This is a genomic window from Kitasatospora sp. NPDC088391 (assembly GCF_044753345.1).
Taxonomy (GTDB): Bacteria; Actinomycetota; Actinomycetes; order Streptomycetales; family Streptomycetaceae; genus Kitasatospora.
In genome coordinates this window covers 99,247-118,522 of sequence record NZ_JBIVNB010000011.1, presented here as the reverse complement: position 1 = coordinate 118,522, position 19,276 = coordinate 99,247, and the positions used below count along the sequence as shown (strand labels likewise).

Sequence of the window (19,276 nt, the reverse complement as noted above, 5' to 3'; positions counted from 1 at the left end):
GGCATGACCGAGACCGCGAGCGCCGGGGCCGACTTCACCGCGGAGGAACTGGCGCGCGGGCGCGCGCTGCGGCGGGCCCGGCTGCCGTGGCTGCTGGGCGGGCAGGCGGCCGCGCTGCTGCTGGCGGCGGCGCTCGGGTTCACCGGGGCCGGGGCGGGGCTGGTCTCCGCCGCCGGCGACCTGTTCGGCGGGAGCTGGGCGGCCCGGGTGCTGGGCGGGAGCGCGGCGCTGGTGCTGCTGGGGCGGCTGGTGGCGCTGCCGTTCTCGGCGCGGGTGCGGACGGCCTCGGCCCGGTTCGGCCTGGTCACCCAGGGCTGGGCCGGCTGGGCGGTGGACGCGCTGCGCGGCACCGCCGTGGCGCTGGGGCTGTTCCTGCCGCTCGCGCTCGGCCTGTACGCGCTGATCGGCCGCTCGCCCGAGCACTGGTGGGTGGCGGGCGCGGCCGCGGCGGCGCTGCTGACGGTGGCGCTGTCCTTCCTGCACCCGCTGGTGTTCGAGCCGATGTTCAACCGGTTCGAGCCGCTGCCGGAGGGCGAACTGCGCACCGCGCTGCTGGAGTTGGCCGACCGGGACGGCATCGCGGTGCGCGACGTGCTGGTCGCCGACGCCTCCCGCCGCACCACCGCGCTGAACGCGTACGTCTCCGGGTTCGGCCCGACCCGGCGGATCGTGGTGTACGACACCCTGCTGACCACCGCCGAGCCGCGCGAGATCGAACTGGTCGCCGCGCACGAACTCGGCCACGTCAAGCACCGGGACGTGCTCACCGGCACCGTGCTGGGCGCGCTCGGCGCCGCCGTCGTGGTGCCGGTGCTGGCGGCCCTGCTGGCCTGGCGGCCGCTGCTGGACGCGGCCGGCGCGGCCTCCGCCCAGGACCCGCGCTCGCTGCCGCTGCTGGCCGCCCTGGCCGCGCTGCTCGGCGCGGCGAGCCTGCCCGCGCAGTGCGCCGCCAGCCGCCGGATCGAGGCCCGCGCCGACCGGCACGCCCTCGAACTGACCGGCGACGCCGAGCAGTTCATCGCCATGCAGCGCCGCCTGGTGGTGGCCAACGTCGCCGACCCGTACCCGCCGCGCGCTCTGGAACTGCTGCTCGCCACCCACCCCAGCGGCGGCCGCCGGATCGCCGCCGCCCGCGCCTGGAGCGCCGGGTGACGGGCCGTCCGCTGCTGATGCTGGACGTCGACGGCCCGCTGGCCCCGTACGTCGGCTCCCCGTACCGCCGCCCCGAGGGCTACCTGACGCACCGGGTCGCCTCGCGGACCTGGCGGGAGCGGCAGCGGGCCAGTGGCGTGCGCAACCCGAAGCCGCTGCGGGTCTGGCTGCACCCGGAGCACGGCCCGGCGCTGCGCGCGCTGCCGTTCGAGCTGGTCTGGGCGACCACCTGGAAGGGCGAGGCCGACGAGCACCTGGCGCCGCTCCTCGGACTGCCCGAACTCCCGTACGTGGACTGGCCGTCCATGCACCACGGCGACCCGGACGGCCTGCACTGGAAGACCCGGCACCTGGTCGAGTGGGCCGCCGGGCGGCCGTTCGCCTGGGTGGACGACGAGCTCGAACCGGCCGACACCGCCTGGATCGCCGCCCACCACCCGGGGCCCGCGCTCACCCTGCCGGTCGACCACCGGATCGGCCTGCGGCCCGCCGACTTCGCCGCCCTCACCGCCTGGGCGGCCGCGCTCGGTTGAGCCCGCCGGACAGTTGACGGGGCGTCCGTGCACGGAGCTATGATCCGGCTGCCGGGGGAGCGGACGGGGGCGGGGCGGGATGATCCTGTTGCTGATGACGGTGCTGGGGGCGTTGCCCTCGGCCGTCGGCGTGGGGTACGTGCTGCTGGGGGTGCGCACCTGGCGGAACGAGCCGCCGACCGGCCCGGAGGGCTGGTTCCGGCGCGCCCTGCGCACCAACCCGAAGGTGTCCGGCCCCCGGGCGTACCTCCCGATCGGGGTCGCGCTGACGGCGATGGGCGTGTTCTTCCCGGCCGGGGCCCTGCTGTCCGACGGCCTGTCCCAGGCCGCGGTGGCCTGGGCGCTGCTCGTGCTGCTCGTGCTGTTCGTCGGCGCGATGGGCTGCTACGTCTGCGTGTCCGCCTTCGGCCGCCCCGAGTTCGTCGTGCCCCCGCACCTGCGGCGGGGGCGCGAGCAGCCGAAGAAGTCCGGAGGGAACGCACGGTGAAGGTCCTCGCGCTGTACCGGTACCCGGTGAAGTCGATGCTCGGCGAGGAGGTGCCGCGGGCCCGGATCGACCGGTACGGCCTGGACGGGGACCGGCGGCGGGCCCTGCTGGACGTGGCCAGCGGGCGGGTGGCCAGCGCCAAACAGCCGCGCGACTGGCGGCGGTTGCTCACGCTGCGGGCCGAGGGCAAGGACGACGGGGTGCGGATCTCCGGGCCCGACGGGGCCGAGCTGGACGAGGCCGGGCTCGGCGCGCTGCTCGGACGGCAGGTCCGGCTGATCGACGGCCGGCCGGACGGCGCGACCCTGCTGCGCTCGGTGCCCGAACAGGTGCTGGCCGACGGCATCGACGCCGAGGTCGAGTACACCGTCCAGGAGTTCGGCCGGGCCGCGGAGCCCGGCAGCCTCTTCGACTTCGCCCCGCTGCACCTGGTCACCACCGCCACCCTGGCCGGGGCGTCCGCCGCCCGCTACCGGCCCAACCTGGTGCTGGACGCCGGGCCGGACACCGAGCCGTTCGGCGAGAACGCCTGGCAGGGAAGGGAGTTGGCGATCGGCCCGGAGCTGCGGCTGCAGATCGTCGCGGCCACCCCGCGCTGCGCCGTCCCCACCCTCGCGCACGGCGACCTGCCCGCCGACCCGGAGGCGCTGCGCCGCCCGGCCCGGCAGAACCGGGTCGTCCCGCTGCCCGGCATGGACCCGCTGCCCTGCCTCGGCGTCTACGCCCGGGTCCTGACCCCGGGCACGGTGGAGCCCGGCGACCAGGTCACCGTGCACTGAGGGAGGCGGGGCCGACGGTCCGTCGGTTCCCGATCGGCGCCGTCGCCCCGCGCTGCCCGGCCCGGGCCGCCGCCCTGTCCCGGTGCCCGTGTCCGGCTCCTCGCCCGGCGTCGTGGAGCCCGGCGGCAAGGTCTCCGTGCGCAGGGGAGCTGACGCCACGTCAGTGCTCGATCGCCGCCGCCAGCGCCGCCAGGAAGCGGTCGGTGGTGTCCGGGTCGCGGACCGCCAGCCGCAGCCAGTCGGGGCCCAGGCCGGGGAAGGTGTCGCCGCGCCGGACGGCGAAGCCCGCAGCGCGCAGGCGTTCGCGGACGGCGGCGGCGTCCGGGAGTTCGACCAGCACGAAGGACGCGACGGGTTCGCCGTGCACCCGGACGGCGGGCAGTTCGGCCAGGCCCTTCAGCAGGTGGGCGCGGTGCTCGGCGGTGGTCCGGGCGGCCTGCTCGGCCTCGGCCAGCGCGGCGGGCGCGGAGCACAGTTCGGCGGCGGTCAGGGCGGGAGTGGAGACCGGCCAGAGCGGCTGGGCGGCGGCGAGTTCGGCGACCAGCGCGGCCGGGGCCAGCAGGTAGCCGATCCGCAGCCCGGCCAGGCCCCAGGTCTTGGTGAGGCTGCGCAGCACCACCACCCGGCCGGGCAGGTCGCGGACCCCGGCCAGCGACTGGGTCTCGCCCGGGTCGGTGTCCATGAACGCCTCGTCGACCACCAGGGTCCGCCCGGGGCGGGCGAGTGCGGCCAGCGTCCCGGCCGGGTGCAGCACCGAGGTGGGGTTGGTCGGGTTGCCGACCACCACCAGGTCGGCGTCCGCGGGGACGTCCCCGGCCCGCAGCCGGAAGCCCCGGTCGGCGGTCAGCAGCACCCGGTGGACGGCGTGCCCGGCGTCCCGCAGCGCGGCCTCCGGCTCGGTGAACTGCGGGTGCACCACCACCGCCCGGCGCGGCCGCAGCACCCGGGCCAGCAGCACGAACGCCTCGGCGGCGCCGGAGGTCAGCAGCACCTCGGCGACCGGCCGGCCGTGCCGGGCGGCGACGGCGGCCCGGGCGGCGGTGCCGTCCGGGTAGGCGGCCAGGCCGTCCAGGGTCGCGGCGAGCCGGTCCCGCAGCCACGGCGGCGGCGTGCCGGTGCGGACGTTCACCGCCAGGTCGACCAGCCCGGCGGAGCGCACCTCGGCGTCGCCGTGGTGCCGCAGGTCGGGCTCCGACGGGCCCGGGGCGGCCTCCGGCGGGCCGGGGCGCGGCGCGTCGGCCGGGGCTCCCGCGTCGGCGTCGGCGTCGGCGGGGCAAACCCCGGCGCCGCCGGGACGGTTCGGATCGGGCACCGGGTTCACCTGTTGTCCTCCTGGGGCGGGTCGGCGGGCGCGGCGACCGCGACGGTGGCGGCGGCCGAGGCCGTCCGGGGGGCCAGCAGCCGCCCGCCCGGACCGGCCGCCAGCAGCGCGGCGGCCTCGGCGACGCTCGGGGTGCCGACCGCGGCGGCCACCCGCGCGGAGCGGGTCGGCACCGGGACGGCGGCCAGCGCGGCGGCCGGGAAACCGGCCAGCGGGACGCCCAACTCGGCCGCTGCCTGGTGCAGTTCGGGGTCGGACAGCTTGCCGTCCAGGGTGGCGAGCAGCACCACCCGGGCCCGGTCGAGGCCGAGCGCGGCGAGGGCCGCGTCCGCGGTGCGGAGCAGTTCGGCGGCCGGGACGCCGCGCCGCAGGCCGACGCCGAGCACCACCCGGGCGGCCGCCGACGGCGGGTCGGAGCGGACCGTCACCCCCGGCCCTCCCGTTCGCCGTCCACCGCGCCGGTCGTGCGCGCCGGGCCTCCGAGATCCCACCATGTCGGTTCGAGCCGGGTCAATCGGGACAGCTGTGAGACGCGTCGCGCGGTTGGCCGAAAAGCGGTCCGGGGCCCGAGTTGCACAGCCAACCGTTCGCTTGGTCTTCACCTGTCAAAAGCTTCGTCGGCCACGGCCCGGCCCTAGGGTTTCCGGCGCTCCACCACCCCTTGTCCGTACATTCCTTGCCCCGGAGGACTGTCATGACCGCCCAGCTCGGCCGCCGCGCCAAGCGTCGCCTGACCGCGATCGGCAGCACCGTCGCCCTCACCGCCGCCTCGCTCGGCCTGTGGGCCGCCACCGGTTCCACCGCGCAGGCCGCCGGTCTGCCGACCCCCGACCACGTGATCGTCGTCGTGATGGAGAACCACGCCTACAGCCAGGTGATCGGCAGCTCCAGCGCCCCGTACCTGAACAACACCATCAAGGCCGGCGGTGCCAACCTCACCCAGTCCTACGGCCTGACCCACCCGTCCGAGCCGAACTACTACATGCTGTTCTCCGGCTCCAACCAGGGCCGCACGGACGACAGCTGCGTCGGCGTCGGCTCGAAGACCGCGCCCAACCTGGCCTCCGAGCTGATCGCGGCCGGCAAGACCTGGGGCTCCTACAACGAGGGCCTGCCCAGCCAGGGCTCCACCGTCTGCTCCAACTCCGCCGGGAAGTACGCGCAGAAGCACAACCCGTGGTTCGGCTTCTCCAACGTGCCGACCAACACCGCGTACACCTTCGCCCAGTTCCCCACCGACTACACCACGCTGCCGAAGGTCTCCTTCGTGGTGCCGAACCTGTGCAGCGACATGCACGACTGCTCGGTCTCCACCGGCGACACCTGGATCAAGAACAACCTCGGCGCGTACGCCACCTGGGCCCAGACCCACAACAGCCTGCTCGTCGTCACCTTCGACGAGGACAACAGCCTGTCCGGCAACCGGATCCCGACCCTGGTCTACGGCCAGCACGTCGTCCCGGGCTCCAGCACCGCCACCACCTACAACCACTACAACGTGCTGCGCACCCTGGAGGACCTGGCGGGCCTCACCACGCACGCCGGCAACGCCGCCTCCGCCACCGACATCACCGGCATCTGGAACTGACGCCCGATGTACCTCGCGGACGCCCGCTCCACCAAGAGTGACCGCGCCGCGGCCGTCGTCCCGGGCACCCGCCCGGGGCGGCGCGCCGCCGTCCCCGGCACCGTGCTCGCGCTCGGCGCGGTCAGCCTGGTCACCGACGTCTCCTCCGAGATGGTCAGCGCGGTCCTGCCGCTGTACGTGGTCGCCGCGCTGGGCCTGTCCCCGCTCGGCTTCGGCGTGCTCGACGGCATCAACAACGGCGTCGGCGCCCTGGTCCGGCTGCTCGGCGGCCACCTCGCCGACCGGGGCGGCCGCGGCCACAAGCTCGTCGCCGGGATCGGGTACGGCCTGTCCGCGCTCTGCAAGCCGCTGCTGCTGCTCGTCCACACCGTGCCGCTGATCGGCGCCGTGCTGGCCGTCGACCGCACCGGCAAGGGCCTGCGCACCGCCCCCCGGGACGCGATGATCTCGCTGGCCACCGAGCCCGAGCACCGCGGCCGCGCCTTCGGCGTGCACCGCGCCATGGACACCACCGGCGCGCTGATCGGCCCGCTGCTCGCCTTCGCGGTCCTCCGGTTCGCCGACGACCGCTCCGAACGCACCTCCTACGGCGCGGTGTTCACCGTCTCCGGCTGCGTCGCCGTGCTCGGCGTGCTGCTGCTGGTGCTGTTCGTCCCGGCCCGGGCCGCCCGCCCCGGGGCCGCCGCCGGGACGCCCGCGGGCCCCCGCCCCACGCTCCGGGACGCGCTCGCCCTGCTGGCCCGGCCCGCGCTGCGCCGGCTGACCCTGGCCGCCGTGCTGCTCGGCCTGACCACCGTCAGCGACTCCTTCCTCTACCTGCTGCTGCAGCGCGAACTCGCCCTGCCCGCGCACCTGTTCCCGCTGCTGCCGCTCGGCACCGCCGCGGTCTTCCTGACCCTCGCCGTCCCGCTCGGCATGGTCGCCGACCGGATCGGCCGCCGGGCGCTGTTCCTGCTCGGCCACGCCGTCCTGCTCGGCGGCTACGCGGTGCTGCTCTCCCCGCTGCGCGGCGCCGGGGCGGCCGTCCTGGTCCTGCTGCTGCACGGCACCTTCTACGCCGCGACCGACGGGGTGCTGGCCGCCGCCACCGCCGCGACCGTCCCCGACGGCCAGCAGGGCGCCGGACAGGCCCTGGTGGGCACCGGCCAGGCGCTGGCCCGGTTCGCCTGCTCCCTCGCCTTCGGCGCCGCCTGGTCCCTGTGGGGCGGCCGCACCGCCCTCGCCGCCACCGCCGTCGCCCTGACCGCCACCGCCGTCGCCGCCACCCTCCTGCTCCGCCCCGCCCTCCCGGCGCCCGCCCCGGACGCCGACTGACCCACCGTCACCACCCGCCGCAGCACTGTCGTCCCGCGCCCCGCCCTCCCCGGAGGCGGGCTGACCCACCGTCACCGCCCGCCCGCCGCGCCGCGCCCGTTGCCCGCTGTTCCGTCCCCTGTTGTCCCGCATCCCGCCCGGAGGGCACTCGCATGACCGCTCCCGCCGCCGTCGACCCCGCTCCCGACTCCTCGGAGGTGCCCGAGTCCGGGCCCGGCGGGGCGCCGTCCGTCCGCCGCAAGGTGCTGGTGCTGGCGGTCGCGGTGCTGCTGCTCGCCGGGGTCGGCCTCGGCGCCGTCCGGTACGCCGCCGGCCGGGCGGACCGGCGCAACCAGGAGCAGGCGGGCGGGCCGCCGGTGCGCGAGGGCCGGGTGACGCTCGCCCCGACGGGTCGTCAGCTGCTGGTCCGCAACCTGGCCTGGGGCCCGCACCGGGACGAGGTCTCCGCGGTGCCCGCCGACGCCCCCGACGGCCCGCGCACCGCGTCCGGCGTCAAGTGCCTGCGCTTCTTCGCCGCCGCCGGCACCGGCATCTGCCTGCAGGCCGAGCACGGCGCGCTGGACGACACCTACCACGCCTCGGTGCTGGACTCCTCGCTGCACGAGCTGAAGCGCTTCCCCGCCCCCGGCATCCCGACCCGGGCCCGGGTCGCCCCGTCCGGGCACCTGGTCGCCTGGACGGTCTTCGTCAGCGGCGACTCCTACGCGGGCACCGACTTCTCCACCCGGACCGCGATCGTCGACACCCGGACCTGGCAGTTCTACGACAACCTGGAGACCTTCCGGTTGATCCGCGACGGCCGCCCCGTGCAGGCGTCCGACACCAACGTCTGGGGCGTCACCTTCGCCGACGACGAGCACTTCTACGCGACGGTCGCCACCGGCGGCCGCACCTACCTGGTCCGGGGCGACCTCGCGGCCCGCACCCTGACCGCCCTGCACGAGAACGTCGAGTGCCCCTCGCTCTCCCCGGACGGCACCCGGATCGCCTACAAGAAGCGGGTCGAGGGCGTCGACCCGGCCGCGCCCTGGCGGCTGTACGTGCTGGACCTGGCCACCATGACCGAGACCGCGACCGCCGAGCAGCGCGACATCGACGACCAGGCGCTGTGGACCGACGCGCACACCCTGATGTACTCGATGCCCGGCGACTACGGCTCCGACCTGTGGACCGTCCCCGCCGACGGCACCGGCAGCCCCGCGATGCTGGTCCGCTCCGCCGTCGCCGCCGCCTACCTGGGCTGACGGTCCGCCGGCCGGACGGCCCGCTCGGGCCCGGCGGTAGATTGCCCGGCATGAGCGTGCTGATCGAGACCGTGACCGAGCCGACCGCCGAGGTGGTCGCCGCGTTCGCCCGGCTGCTGCCCCAACTCTCCGGCAGCGCCGGGCCGCTGGACGCGGCCGGGCTCGGCCGGGTGCTGGCGGCCGAGGCCGTGACGGTGCTGGCCGCCCGGCTGGACGGCGTGATCGCGGGCACCCTGACGCTGGTGGTCGTCCCGCTGCCGACCGGCGTCCGCGCGCACGTCGAGGACGTGGTGGTGGACGGTGCGGCGCGCGGCCACGGCATCGGCGCGCACCTGGTCGACCGGGCCCTCGCGCTGGCCGCCGAGGCCGGGGCCCGCACCGTCGACCTCACCTCCCGGCCGTCCCGGGAGGCCGCGACCCGCCTCTACGAACGCGCCGGATTCGTCCGCCGGGACACCGCGGTCCTCCGCCACCCGCTGACCGCCGACGCCCCTGCTGCGCCGCGCGGTTGACGGGTGCTCAGGGGCGGCTCGCCCGCCAGCGCTCCATCATCTGCCGGAGCTCGACCCGCAGGAAGGCGAAGAACTCCAGCGACTCGGCGAGCCGCCGACCGGCCGGGGTGTCCGGGCCGAGCGCCCGGACGCCCTCGGCGAGGCTCGACTCCCAGCGCACCAGCGTCCGGTCGCGGTTGGCGGTGGCCTCGTACCAGACGTGGTCGTGCACCCGGTAGCGCTCCCGCCGCGAGCCCGGCTCCCGTTCCCGGCCGACCAGTTCGACCTGGGCCAGGTACCGGACCGCCCCCGAGACCGCGGCCGGCGACACCTGCAGCAGCTCGCCCAGCTCCGCGGCGGTCAGCCGCCCCGAGTCGGCCGTCAGCAGCGCGGTGAACACCCGGGCCGGCATCCGCGGGAACCCGGCGTCGACCAGCACCGTGGCGAACCGCTCGACGAACTCCGCCACCACCGCGGCGTCCCGCCCGGTCCCGTCCTCGTCACCCACGCCGACGCCCGCCTTCCACCGCACCGCCCGCCCGGGGGCCTCCGTCCGGGCGGGCGGTATTTCGAGGTTTCACCAACTTCACGAATCTGTGAATCAAGAGTAGCGTCGATGCCATGACTACCGCCATCTCGGTGTCCGGTCTGGTGAAGACCTTCGGCCGGACCCGCGCGTTGGACGGACTGGACCTGACGGTCGGTCAGGGCGAGGTCCACGGCTTCCTGGGGCCCAACGGCTCCGGCAAGTCCACCACCATCCGGGTCCTGCTCGGCCTGCTGCGCGCCGACTCCGGCGGCGTCGAACTCCTCGGCGGCGACCCCTGGCAGGACGCCGTCCGCCTGCACCGCCGCCTCGCCTACGTCCCCGGCGACGTGACGCTGTGGCGCAACCTCTCCGGCGGCGAGGCGATCGACCTGCTCGGCCGGCTGCGCGGCGGGGCCGACCCGGCCCGGCGGGCCGCGCTGCTGGAGCGCTTCGAACTCGACCCGACCAAGAAGGGCCGCAGCTACTCGAAGGGCAACCGGCAGAAGGTCGCCCTGGTCGCCGCGTTCGCCTCGGACGCCGACCTGCTGATCCTCGACGAACCCACCTCCGGGCTGGACCCGCTGATGGAGGAGGTGTTCCGCGAGTGCGTCGCCGAGGCGCGCGGACGGGGCGCCACCGTGCTGCTCTCCAGCCACATCCTGTCCGAGGTGGAGGCGCTCTGCGACCGGGTGTCGATCATCCGGGCCGGCCGCACCGTGGAGACCGGCACCCTCGCCGACCTGCGGCACCTCACCCGCACCGCGATCGACGCCGAACTGACCGGCCCGCCGCCGCGCCCCGACTACGTCCACGACCTGGCCGTCGACGGCCACCGGCTGCGCTGCCAGGTCGACACCGACCGGCTCGGCGACCTGCTCGCCGAACTGACCGCCGTCGGCGTCCGCGGCCTGACCAGTCGCCCGCCCACCCTGGAGGAGCTGTTCCTCCGCCACTACGGCACCGCCGCCGACGGGCCGGAGGCCGACCCGGCGTCGTCGGCGGTGCCGCGATGAGCGGCCCGGCCCGGACGGGCGGCTCGGCCCTGACGGGCACCGGCCTGCTCTACCGGCTGGCCCTGCGCCGGGACCGGATCGCCCTGCCGGTCTGGGTCTACGTCGGCACCGGCATGGTCGCCTCCACCGCCTTCTCCTTCCGCAAGCTGTACGGCGACGAGGCCGCCCGGCGGACCTTCGCCGCCGGCATCGACGGCAACGGCTCGCTGCGCGCCCTGTACGGCCCGGTCTTCGACGGCACCACCATCGGCGGCCTGACCGCCTGGCGGATGGGCGTGTTCGGGACGGTGCTGGCCGCGCTGATGTCGACCCTGCTGGTCGTCCGGCACACCCGGGCCGAGGAGGAGGACGGCCGGCTCGAACTGGTCGGCGCCGGCGCCGTCGGCCGCCGCGCCCCGCTGACGGCCGCGCTCGCCGCCGCCCTCACCGCGAACGCGGCCCTGGCCGCACTGGTCGCCGCCGCACTGCTGGCGGCCGGTCAGGCTGCGGGCGGCGCCCTGGTGTTCGGCCTCGCGCTGGGCGCCACCGGACTGTTCTTCGCCGCGCTGGCCGCCGTCACCGCGCAGGTCGCCGGGACGGCCCGGGCCGCGAACGGCCTGGCGGGCGCGGCGATCGGCGCGGCCTTCGTGCTGCGGGCGCTCGGCGACTCCGGCAGCGGCGCGGCCCGGGCGAGCTGGCTCTCCCCGATCGGCTGGGCCGAGCAGACCCGGGCGTTCGCCGGGAACCGCTGGTGGGTGCTGCTCCTGCCGCTGGCCGGGGCCGCCCTGCTCACCACGCTGGCCCGGGCCCTGGTCGAACACCGCGACCTGGGCGCCGGACTGCTCCCGCAGCGCCCCGGCCCGGCCGCGGCCGCCCCCGCGCTGACGGGCGCCGGCGCGCTGGCCCGGCGGCTGCAGCGCGGCCCGCTGATCGGCTGGTCGCTGGCCTTCGCCGCCGGGGGCTTCGTCTTCGGCGGGGTGGCCAAGGGCGTGGTCGACCTGGTCGGCGACAACCGGCAGATGGCCGACCTGATGGCCCGGCTGGGCGGGCAGCAGGGCGTGCTGGACGCCTACCTCTCCACCGTGGCCTCGATCTTCGGGATGACCGCCGCCGTGTACGCGGTGCAGTCGGTGCTGCGGCTGCGCGCGGAGGAGGTCGGCGGCCGGGCCGAACCGGTGCTCGCCGGGGCGGTCTCCCGGCTCGGCTGGGCAGCCGGGCACCTGCTCTTCCCGTTGCTGGGCAGCGCCGTCCCGCTGGCCGCGGCCGGGGTGGCGGCCGGGCTCGCCGAGGGCGCCGTGCTCGACGGCACCGGGACGGGGAGCGGCGGCACCGGCCCGGCGGTGGGCCGGATGCTCGGCGCGACGCTCGCCCAGCTCCCCGCGGTCTGGCTGACCGCGGCGGTGGCGCTGGCCGTCTACGGCCTGCTCCCGCGGCTGGCGACCGCGGGCTGGGCCGGCTTCGCGGTGTTCGTGCTGGTCGCCTGGCTCGGCCCGATCCTGCAACTCCCGCAGTGGTTCCTCGACCTGTCCCCGTTCACCCACCTGCCCCACCTCCCCGGCGGCCCGTTCGAAGCCGCCCCGCTGCTGTGGACCACCGCCCTGGCCGCGCTCGCCACCGCGGTCGGCCTGACCGCCCTGCGCCGCCGCGACTTCGGCTGACGGCGCGTCACCCCGTCCCGTCCGGCACCGCGCTCACCCGGCCTTCGGGCAGAACGCGTCCCGGGCCGGGCGGTGGCCGGTGACCAGGAACTCCGTCACCAGGGCGTCGCCGCAGGCGTTCCCGTTGGCCAGGTAGGCGTCGTGGCCGCCGGAGTCGACCGTCACCATCCGGGCCCGGTCGCCGAAGGCGGCGCGCAGCTTCAGGGCACCCGCGTACGGGGTGGCCGGGTCGCGGAGGTTCTGCACCAGCAGGACGTTCGACGGCCCGGCGGAGGTGATCCGGGTCGGCGGCTCGGCGGGCTGCCAGGGCCAGAACGCGCACGGCGTGACGTTGACCGGCATGCCCGCCGTCAGCGGGTGGGCGGCCCGGTCGGCGGCCACCGCCCGGGCGTAGGAGCCCGGGTCGCGCGGCCAGGAGACGTCGTTGCAGAGGGTGGTCAGCGGGACCGCCGTCCCGGCCTGCAGCGCGGCGTCCGGCGGGGTGCCGGGGGCGGGCAGCGGGCGGCGGCCCTCCGCGGCCTGGACCAGGGCGGCGAGCCTGGGGAACTTCGCGTCCGCGTACAGGCTCTCCAGCATGGTGGAGCGCAGCACGTTCCCGTCCAACTGCTCGGGGTTGGCGCCGGGCCAGGGCAGCGGGGCGGCGTCGAGCTGCCCGGCCGCCGCCAGGTAGGTGGCCCGGACCTGCTCGGGCGTCCCGCCGAGCCGGTACTCGCCGGCGGCGGGGGAGGACGCCCAGGCCGCGAAATCCGGGAAGCGGTCCTCGGCGCCGGTGGCGAAGGCGGCCAGCCAGCCGCGCTCCACCCGGCCCGGGTCCGGGTCGTCGTTGCTGTCCAGCACGACCCGGTCGGTGCGGCCCGGGAACATCTGGGCGTACACCGCGCCCGCGTAGGTGCCGTAGGAGACGCCCCAGACCGAGATCCGGCGCTCGCCGAGGGCCTGCCGGACCCGGTCGATGTCGCGCGCCTCCGTCCGGGTGCTGACGCTGCGGGCCAGCGGCCCGCCCGCGGTGGCGCAGCGCTCCGCCATCCGCCGGGCGGTGGCGAGGTTGGCGTCGATCCCGCCGTCGGGGGCGGGCCAGGGCAGGGTGTGGCTGCGGGCCAGGTCGGCGTGGTCGAAACCGCAGTCGAGCGGGGTGGACCGCCCCACCCCGCGCGGGTCGAAGCCGATCAGGTCGTACCTGTCCAGCACCGACTGCGGGAGCCGTTTCGCGGCGCTGCTCGGCCCGTCCAGCCCGCCGCCGCCCGGACCGCCCGGTATCAGCACCAGCACCCCGCGCCGCAGTTCGGGCCGGGCGGTGGCGATCCGGGAGACCGCGAGCCGCAGCGAGGGCCCGTCGGGCCGCGCGTGGTCGACGGGGACGTCGATCTCGGCGCACTGCTGCCGGGCATCGGGCGCGCCGCCCGCGCACGCGCCCCAGGTGGGCCGGGACGGGGCGGGCGCGGCCAGGGCCGAGGGCACGGCGGGGCCGAGGAGAACGGTGGTGGCGGCGGCGAGCGCGGCGCCGCGCTGGAGGATTCGCATGCCGACAAGTCTTCGCCGCGAAGCTCCCCGGCACGATCCCGCCAGCCTCCGTCTTCTCCCTCCGGCCCGCTCCAGCCCCCGTCCTGCGGCCAGCCCCACCAAGCGGGTTGACGGGCCGTCAGCGGCAGTCGCTCACTCCGCCGCCCGCACCGTCACCACCGGCTCGTGCCGGACCGGGAAGTTCACCGAGGAGGCGATGAAGCAGTCCCGCCCGGCCGGCCCGTGCAGGGCGAGGGCCTGCTCGCGCATCGACTCGGCGGCGACCTCCACCCGGGGCCGGAGCACCGCCTCGGTGAACCGCCCGCCGTTGCCCGCCGTCCGCATCGCGCCCGCGGACTCGTCCGTGTAGGAGAGCACCACGACGCCGTTCACCGCGCAGTGGTGCAGGTACGCCAGCATGTGGCACTGGGTGAGCGCGGCGAGCAGCAACTGCTCCGGGTTCCACCGGGAACGGTCGCCCCGGAAGGTCGGGTCGGAGCTGCCGAGGATGCTCGGCAGGCCCTCGGCGGAGATCTCGTGGGCCCGCGAGTAGGACCGGTAGTGGTCCGTCCCGGTGCCGAGGTTGCCGGTCCAGTCGACCCGGACCGCGTAGTGGTGGTCGAAGTGCATGGGGGTCACTCCTTCGCTCGCTCGTCGCTCGTTGCTCGGCGCTGTTCGTGTCACCGCTGTTCGTGCGGCCACTGCTCGGACGGCCGGTCGGCGGCGCAGGTGTCCAGCACGTGGCGGCGGGCCGCGGCCGCCGCGGCCGCCGGGTCGCCCGCCACGATCGCGGCCAGCAGCTCGCGGTGCTGGGCGTCCACCAGGTCGGTGCGGTCGGGGGCGTGCAGGGAACGCCGGGTGGAGACCTGGATCTGGTCCCACAGCCGGTCCAGGGCGTGCAGCGCCACCGGGTTGGCGGCCAGCTCGGCGATCCGGCGGTGGAAGCGCCGGTTCAGCCGCACCGCCTCCGTCAACTCCCCGTCCGCGGTCGCCCGGTGGGTGCGGTCCGCCAGCTCCGCGAGGTCCACCAGCTCGGCCGGGGCCAGCCGTCCGGCCCGCTGCCGCTCGGCCGCCGACTCGGCGGTCAGCGCCTCCAGCGCGGCCCGCACCCGGTAGACGTGCCCGAGCTCCTCGTCCGCCAGCCGCACCACCCGGACGCCCCGCCCGGCGGCGGACAGCAGCCCGTCCGCCGTCAGGGCCCGGAACGCCTCGCGCACCGGGGTGCGGCTCACCCCGAGCGCCTCCGCGACCTCCACCTCGCCCAGCCGGGCCCCCGGCGGGTAACGGCCGTCCAGGATCAGTTCCCGCAGGCGGTGGCGGGTGCTCTCGGTCTGCACGGGGCCAGCCTAGAACGCTGCATGCATTGCATGCAACGGGCGCGCGGACGCCGCGCACCTAGGCGTCGGGAACTCGTTGGGAGCGTGACGGCCGGGTCCGCTATATTCGCGCGACCGCCGAACCCGCACCACTCCCAGGGGGAACCACCCAATGCCGTTCGAGCAGGAACCTTCCGGGGAGCACGACCCGGCCACCACCCCGGAGCAGCCTGCCGCCCCCGCGCCGGTCTCCTTCACCAAGCCGACGGCCGCCGAGCCCGCCGGGGCCCCCGAACCTGCCAGGGCCGATTCGCCTGCCGGGGCCGACGCGCCTGCCGAGCCCGCAGCTCCCGCGGCCTGGGAAGCGCCGGTGTCCTTCACCAAGCCCGCCGCCGAGGCACCCGAGCCCGCCGAGCCCATAGCCGTCGCGGCCGTCGAGCCCGTGCCCGTCGCCGCCCCCGGGGCCCCTGCCCCCGGGGCCCCTGCCCCCGAGGTCGCCGCCGCCGCGCCGCCGCAGGCCCCGCCCAACCCGTGGGCGCCCGCCGGGCCGCCGCCGGTCGGGGCCGGGCCCGCGCCCGCCGCCAACCCGTGGGCCGTTGCCGGGCCGCCGCCGTCGGGCGGGGCCGGGGCGGCGCCCGCCGCGAACCCGTGGGCGGTGCCGGACGCCCGGCAGTCGTGGGGCGGCCACACGCTCCCGCCGCCCGTCGGCCCGGGCTTCCCCGGCGGGCCCGCCGGGCCCGGGCAGCCCGGTGGGGCCGGGTACCCGGGGCAGCCGGGCGGGTCGCGGTCGCTGTACACCAACGGGCTGGCGATCGCCTCCCTGGTGACGGGGCTGATCTGCTGCGTCGGCTTCATCGCGATCGGCCTGGGCATCGGCGCGCTGAACCAGATCAAGCGGACCGGCGAGCGCGGCAAGGGCCTGGCGATCACCGGCATCGTGGCGGGCTGCGCCTGGCTGGTGGTCGGCGCGCTGGTCCTCGCCTTCGGCGACCCCGGCGGGGACGACGACCCGTGGGAGAGCGGCGGGACGACCACGAGCACCCCGCACAGCTCCTCGAAGTCCGCGGGCAGCGAGCCGCTGAACTCCCCGTTCCTGCTGACCACCGGTCAGTGCTTCGACGAGAGCGCCCCGCAGGTGCCGAAGGTGGTGGCCTGCTCCGGCCCGCACCGCGGCGAGGTCTTCTGGGCCGGGGCCAGCATTACCACCCAGGGCGAGTACCCGGGCAGCTCCCGGATGCGGACGGAGACCGAGAAGCTCTGCATGGAGCACCTGGACGGCTACGTGCTGGACACCTGGTCGATCCCGGACAACGTCCAGTACCGGTACTACTACCCGGACCCGGTGGCCTGGAAGCGGCCCGGCGGCCGCCGCGTGGTCTGCTTCCTCGCCAACGCGGACAAGACCCCCCTCGCCCGCACCTTCCGCACCGACCTGGGGAAGCTGACAGCCGATCAGCGGCAGGTCCTCGACGCCGTCAACCCGTTCGACCGCGCGCTGAACGAGGCCCCGGACGAGGACGTCGAGGTCGAGGACGACCCGGCGGCGTTCCGGGCCTGGGCCCGCACCATGGACACCGCCTCGACCGAGCTGGTGGACCGGCTGAAGAGCCGGACCTGGACCCCGGCCCAGCAGCCCGCCGTGGACAAGCTGGTGGCCGAGCTCGGCACCGCCCGCGGGCACTTCCGGACCGCGGCCTCCGCCATCGACGACAAGACGCTCGCCCGCGAGCTGGAGGCGGCCTACGACCACGTCGGCATGGACCAGATCGTCGAACTCCGGCGCGGCGCCGGCCTGGCCACCCTGGACGAGGAGCCCGGCAAGCACGCGGCGGGCCGGACGGTCTGACCGGCCGGCCGCCGACCACCGGGGGCGGTTCGTCCTCGTACGGACCGCCCCGGTTATGGTCGTGCAGCCGACGAAGCACTCCTCCACCGGGGCGGGAACCATGACGTCCGACCAGCCGCAGCACCCCGCGGACACCGAATCCGCCCTGCCGGCCTACCCGCGGCCCTCGCCCGCGCCCGGCGACGAGGGCCCGGCCCTCCTCGGGCCGCCCCGGTCGGCGTCGGCGGAGACCGACGGGCCGGCCGTCGCCGCGATGGTGCTGGGCCTGCTCTGCTGCCTCGGCCCGGTCGGCATCGTCCTGGGCACCGTCGCGCTGGCGCGGATCGCCCGCACGGGGCGGCGCGGCAAGGGCATGGCGATCACCGGCATCGTGGCCGGCACCCTCTGGTCGGTGGCGGTGGTGGCCGGCGCGCTGCTCTCACCGGTCGACGACCCGCCACCGCGCCCGACCGGCCCGGCCCCGACCGGCCCGTCCCAGGCAGTGCCGGCCCCGACCGGCCCGGCCCCCGTGGCGGTCCGTCACCCGTGACCGCCCCCGGGAGGGGTCAGTCGCGCCCGGCCGCCCACCGCGCGGCGTGCCGGACCAGCCGGGCGGGCAGTGCGGGCGCGCCCGTCCAGTGCAGGTGCAGGTACGAGGCGTGCACCGAGCCGTGCAGGTGGCCCTCGGTGTGCGGCCCGGCGGGGGTGCGCCAGCCCCAGGCGGGGGAGGGCCCGGCCGCCGGGTCGGTGGCGGTGCGGTGGAACTCGTGGCCGCGCACCCGGGAGCCGGCCGCGGCGAGCGGCGAGTCGGCGAGCGCCACCGCCTCCCGGTAGCCGAGGGTCAGCCGGGGCGTCATCCGGGCCGCGGTGTCCAGCACGCCGCACATCGGCAGGCCGTCCAACTCCCGCCCCAGATACAGCAGTCCGGCGCACTCGCCGACCACCGGCGCCCCGCTCGCGGCCAGCTCGGCGACCGCCGTCCGCAGCGCCGCGTTGGCGCTCAGCTCGGAGACGTACACCTCGGGGAAGCCGCCGCCGATCACCAACGCCGCCGTCCGCTCGGGCAGTCGCTCGTCGTGCAGCGGGTCGAAGGGCACCACCTCGGCCCCGGCGGCGGCCAGCAGTTCGGCGTTCTCCGCGTACGAGAAGGAGAACGCCGCGCCGCCCGCCAGCGCGACCCGGGGCCGGGGCCCGTCGAGTGGCTCGACCTCCGCCGTCGCGTCCCAGGCGTCCGCCGTCAGCGGCGGCGCGGTCCGGGCCAGCGCCAGCACCGCGTCCAGGTCCACGGAGGCGGCGACCAGTTCGCCCATCTCGCGCACCGCCCGCACCGCCTCGGCGGAGCGCTCCACGGCCGGGACCAGGCCCAGGTGCCGGGACGGCGTGTCGACCGCCCCGGCCCGGCGCACCGCGCCCAGCACCGGCACGCCCGAGCCCTCCTCCAGGGCCTCCCGGAGCAGCGTCTCGTGCCGGTCCGAGGCGACCTTGTTCAGGATCACCCCGGCCAGCCGGACCTCCGGGTCCCAGGACGCGAAGCCGTGCACCAGCGCCGCCACCGACCGGGACTGCGAGGAGGCGTCGACCACCAGCACCACCGGCGCCCGCAGCAGCTTCGCCACCTGCGCCGTGGACGCCAACTCGCCCCGCCCGGCGGCCCCGTCGTACAGGCCCATCACGCCCTCGACCACCGCGACGTCCGCCCCGGCCGCGCCGTGCGCGAACAGCGGGGCGATCCGCTCGGGGCCGCTCATCCAGGCGTCCAGGTTGCGGCCCGGCCGCCCGGCGGCCAGCGCGTGGTAGCCGGGGTCGATGTAGTCGGGGCCGACCTTGTGCGGGGAGACCTTCAGCCCGCGCGCGGCCAGCGCCGCGATCAGGCCGGTGGCCACCGTGGTCTTGCCCGCCCCGGAGGACGGCGCGGCCACCACCAGGCGGGGAATCACTGTGCTCAACTCGCTACCACTCGATACCGCGCTGGCCCTTGCGGCCCGCGTCCATCGGATGCTTCACCTTGGTCATCTCGGTGACCAGGTCGGCCAGTTCGGTCAACGGCTCGGGCGCGTACCGGCCCGTCACCACCACGTGCTGGCTGCCCGGGCGGTCCCGCAGCACCTCGACCACCTCCGCCACGTCGATCCACCCCCAGTGCAGCGGGTAGGTGAACTCGTCCAGCACGTAGAACCGGTACGTCTCGGCGGCGAGGTCGCGCTTGACCTGCTCCCAGCCCTCCCGGGCCGCCTCCTCCGAGGACTCGATGTCGCGCTGCACCCAGGACCAGCCCGAACCCATCTTGTGCCAGGCCACCGTGCCGCCCTGCCCGGACTCGCCGAGCACCCGCAGCGCGTTCTCCTCGCCGACCTTCCACTTCGCCGACTTGACGAACTGGAACACCCCGATCGGCCAGCCCTGGTTCCAGGCCCGCAGCGCCATCCCGAACGCCGCCGTCGACTTCCCCTTGCCCGGCCCGGTGTGCACCGCCGTGATCGGCTGCGTCCGGCGCTGACGCGTCGTCAGGCCGTCGTCCGGGACGTTCTCCGCCACTCCCTTGGGCAT

20 protein-coding genes are annotated in these 19,276 nt (G+C 76.6%); 12 read left to right on the top strand and 8 right to left on the bottom strand.

Annotated features, from left to right (window positions below; genetic code table 11):
* Positions 1 to 3: 3 nt before the first annotated feature.
* The 4 genes from ACIQBJ_RS28325 (at position 4) to ACIQBJ_RS28310 (ending at position 2,951) form a co-directional block, all read left to right on the top strand.
* Complete coding sequence (locus ACIQBJ_RS28325; protein WP_400716059.1) at positions 4 to 1,152, top strand: M48 family metalloprotease; 1,149 nt, start codon at positions 4 to 6, stop codon at positions 1,150 to 1,152.
* Between the two features lie 17 nt (positions 1,153 to 1,169).
* The gene (locus ACIQBJ_RS28320; protein WP_400716326.1) at positions 1,170 to 1,685 is read left to right on the top strand and encodes a hypothetical protein; all 516 of its coding nucleotides are present in this window, start codon (positions 1,170 to 1,172) and stop codon (positions 1,683 to 1,685) included.
* 79 nt (positions 1,686 to 1,764) lie between these two features.
* Positions 1,765 to 2,172 carry a hypothetical protein gene (locus ACIQBJ_RS28315; protein ID WP_400716057.1) on the top strand — a complete coding sequence of 136 codons (408 nt, stop codon included), beginning with the start codon at positions 1,765 to 1,767 and terminating at the stop codon, positions 2,170 to 2,172.
* On the top strand, positions 2,169 to 2,951 hold the full coding sequence (locus ACIQBJ_RS28310; protein ID WP_400716055.1) for an MOSC domain-containing protein: 783 nt from the start codon (positions 2,169 to 2,171) through the stop codon (positions 2,949 to 2,951). The genes ACIQBJ_RS28315 and ACIQBJ_RS28310 overlap by 4 nt, the downstream gene beginning before the upstream one ends.
* Positions 2,952 to 3,111: 160 nt before the next feature.
* Here the strand turns inward: ACIQBJ_RS28310 and cobC are convergent, their stop codons facing one another.
* Positions 3,112 to 4,134 (bottom strand): Rv2231c family pyridoxal phosphate-dependent protein CobC, encoded by a 1,023-nt coding sequence (gene cobC, locus ACIQBJ_RS28305; protein ID WP_400716325.1) that lies wholly within the window; start codon positions 4,132 to 4,134, stop codon positions 3,112 to 3,114.
* Between the two features lie 134 nt (positions 4,135 to 4,268).
* Positions 4,269 to 4,700, bottom strand: coding sequence for a cobalamin biosynthesis protein (locus ACIQBJ_RS28300; protein ID WP_400716053.1), 432 nt, complete (start codon positions 4,698 to 4,700; stop codon positions 4,269 to 4,271).
* Positions 4,701 to 4,966: 266 nt separating this feature from the next.
* On the opposite strand from ACIQBJ_RS28300, the gene ACIQBJ_RS28295 reads away from it, so the two are divergent.
* The 4 genes from ACIQBJ_RS28295 to ACIQBJ_RS28280 all read left to right on the top strand — a co-directional run bounded on the left by ACIQBJ_RS28295 (position 4,967) and on the right by ACIQBJ_RS28280 (position 8,930).
* Positions 4,967 to 5,860, top strand: coding sequence for an alkaline phosphatase family protein (locus ACIQBJ_RS28295; protein WP_400716051.1), 894 nt, complete (start codon positions 4,967 to 4,969; stop codon positions 5,858 to 5,860).
* Positions 5,861 to 5,866: 6 nt separating this feature from the next.
* A complete protein-coding gene (locus tag ACIQBJ_RS28290; RefSeq protein ID WP_400716049.1) occupies positions 5,867 to 7,174 on the top strand; it encodes an MFS transporter in 1,308 nt (435 codons plus the stop codon).
* 152 nt (positions 7,175 to 7,326) lie between these two features.
* Positions 7,327 to 8,418 (top strand): TolB-like translocation protein, encoded by a 1,092-nt coding sequence (locus ACIQBJ_RS28285; RefSeq protein WP_400716047.1) that lies wholly within the window; start codon positions 7,327 to 7,329, stop codon positions 8,416 to 8,418.
* Between the two features lie 50 nt (positions 8,419 to 8,468).
* Positions 8,469 to 8,930 (top strand): GNAT family N-acetyltransferase, encoded by a 462-nt coding sequence (locus tag ACIQBJ_RS28280; protein ID WP_400716045.1) that lies wholly within the window; start codon positions 8,469 to 8,471, stop codon positions 8,928 to 8,930.
* Between the two features lie 7 nt (positions 8,931 to 8,937).
* Here ACIQBJ_RS28280 and ACIQBJ_RS28275 read toward each other — a convergent pair whose 3' ends face one another.
* Complete coding sequence (locus ACIQBJ_RS28275; protein WP_400716042.1) at positions 8,938 to 9,417, bottom strand: GbsR/MarR family transcriptional regulator; 480 nt, start codon at positions 9,415 to 9,417, stop codon at positions 8,938 to 8,940.
* Positions 9,418 to 9,530: 113 nt separating this feature from the next.
* Here ACIQBJ_RS28275 and ACIQBJ_RS28270 point away from each other — a divergent pair, with 113 nt between their 5' ends.
* Both ACIQBJ_RS28270 and ACIQBJ_RS28265 read left to right on the top strand, forming a co-directional pair.
* The gene (locus ACIQBJ_RS28270) at positions 9,531 to 10,451 is read left to right on the top strand and encodes an ATP-binding cassette domain-containing protein (protein WP_400716040.1); all 921 of its coding nucleotides are present in this window, start codon (positions 9,531 to 9,533) and stop codon (positions 10,449 to 10,451) included.
* Entirely contained in the window at positions 10,448 to 12,088 is a 1,641-nt protein-coding gene (locus ACIQBJ_RS28265) for an ABC transporter permease (protein WP_400716038.1), read from the top strand. Before ACIQBJ_RS28270 ends, ACIQBJ_RS28265 begins: the two co-directional genes overlap by 4 nt.
* 33 nt (positions 12,089 to 12,121) lie before the next feature.
* On the opposite strand, the gene ACIQBJ_RS28260 is transcribed toward ACIQBJ_RS28265, so the two are convergent.
* The 3 genes from ACIQBJ_RS28260 to ACIQBJ_RS28250 all read right to left on the bottom strand — a co-directional run bounded on the left by ACIQBJ_RS28260 (position 12,122) and on the right by ACIQBJ_RS28250 (position 14,925).
* The gene (locus ACIQBJ_RS28260; protein WP_400716036.1) at positions 12,122 to 13,609 is read right to left on the bottom strand and encodes an alpha/beta hydrolase; all 1,488 of its coding nucleotides are present in this window, start codon (positions 13,607 to 13,609) and stop codon (positions 12,122 to 12,124) included.
* Positions 13,610 to 13,741: 132 nt separating this feature from the next.
* Positions 13,742 to 14,218: an OsmC family protein gene (locus ACIQBJ_RS28255; protein ID WP_400716034.1), complete on the bottom strand. Its 477-nt coding sequence runs from the start codon at positions 14,216 to 14,218 to the stop codon at positions 13,742 to 13,744.
* A 50-nt stretch (positions 14,219 to 14,268) separates the two neighbouring features.
* Complete coding sequence (locus ACIQBJ_RS28250; protein ID WP_400716032.1) at positions 14,269 to 14,925, bottom strand: GntR family transcriptional regulator; 657 nt, start codon at positions 14,923 to 14,925, stop codon at positions 14,269 to 14,271.
* Positions 14,926 to 15,076: 151 nt separating this feature from the next.
* Between ACIQBJ_RS28250 and ACIQBJ_RS28245 the strand changes: the two genes are divergently transcribed.
* Both ACIQBJ_RS28245 and ACIQBJ_RS28240 read left to right on the top strand, forming a co-directional pair.
* A complete protein-coding gene (locus ACIQBJ_RS28245) occupies positions 15,077 to 16,750 on the top strand; it encodes a DUF4190 domain-containing protein (protein WP_400716030.1) in 1,674 nt (557 codons plus the stop codon).
* A gap of 100 nt (positions 16,751 to 16,850) precedes the next feature.
* Positions 16,851 to 17,279: a DUF4190 domain-containing protein gene (locus ACIQBJ_RS28240; protein WP_400716027.1), complete on the top strand. Its 429-nt coding sequence runs from the start codon at positions 16,851 to 16,853 to the stop codon at positions 17,277 to 17,279.
* A 16-nt stretch (positions 17,280 to 17,295) separates the two neighbouring features.
* On the opposite strand, the gene ACIQBJ_RS28235 is transcribed toward ACIQBJ_RS28240, so the two are convergent.
* Both ACIQBJ_RS28235 and cobO read right to left on the bottom strand, forming a co-directional pair.
* Complete coding sequence (locus ACIQBJ_RS28235; RefSeq protein WP_400716025.1) at positions 17,296 to 18,675, bottom strand: cobyrinate a,c-diamide synthase; 1,380 nt, start codon at positions 18,673 to 18,675, stop codon at positions 17,296 to 17,298.
* Positions 18,676 to 18,679: 4 nt separating this feature from the next.
* Complete coding sequence (gene cobO / locus ACIQBJ_RS28230; protein ID WP_400716023.1) at positions 18,680 to 19,276, bottom strand: cob(I)yrinic acid a,c-diamide adenosyltransferase; 597 nt, start codon at positions 19,274 to 19,276, stop codon at positions 18,680 to 18,682.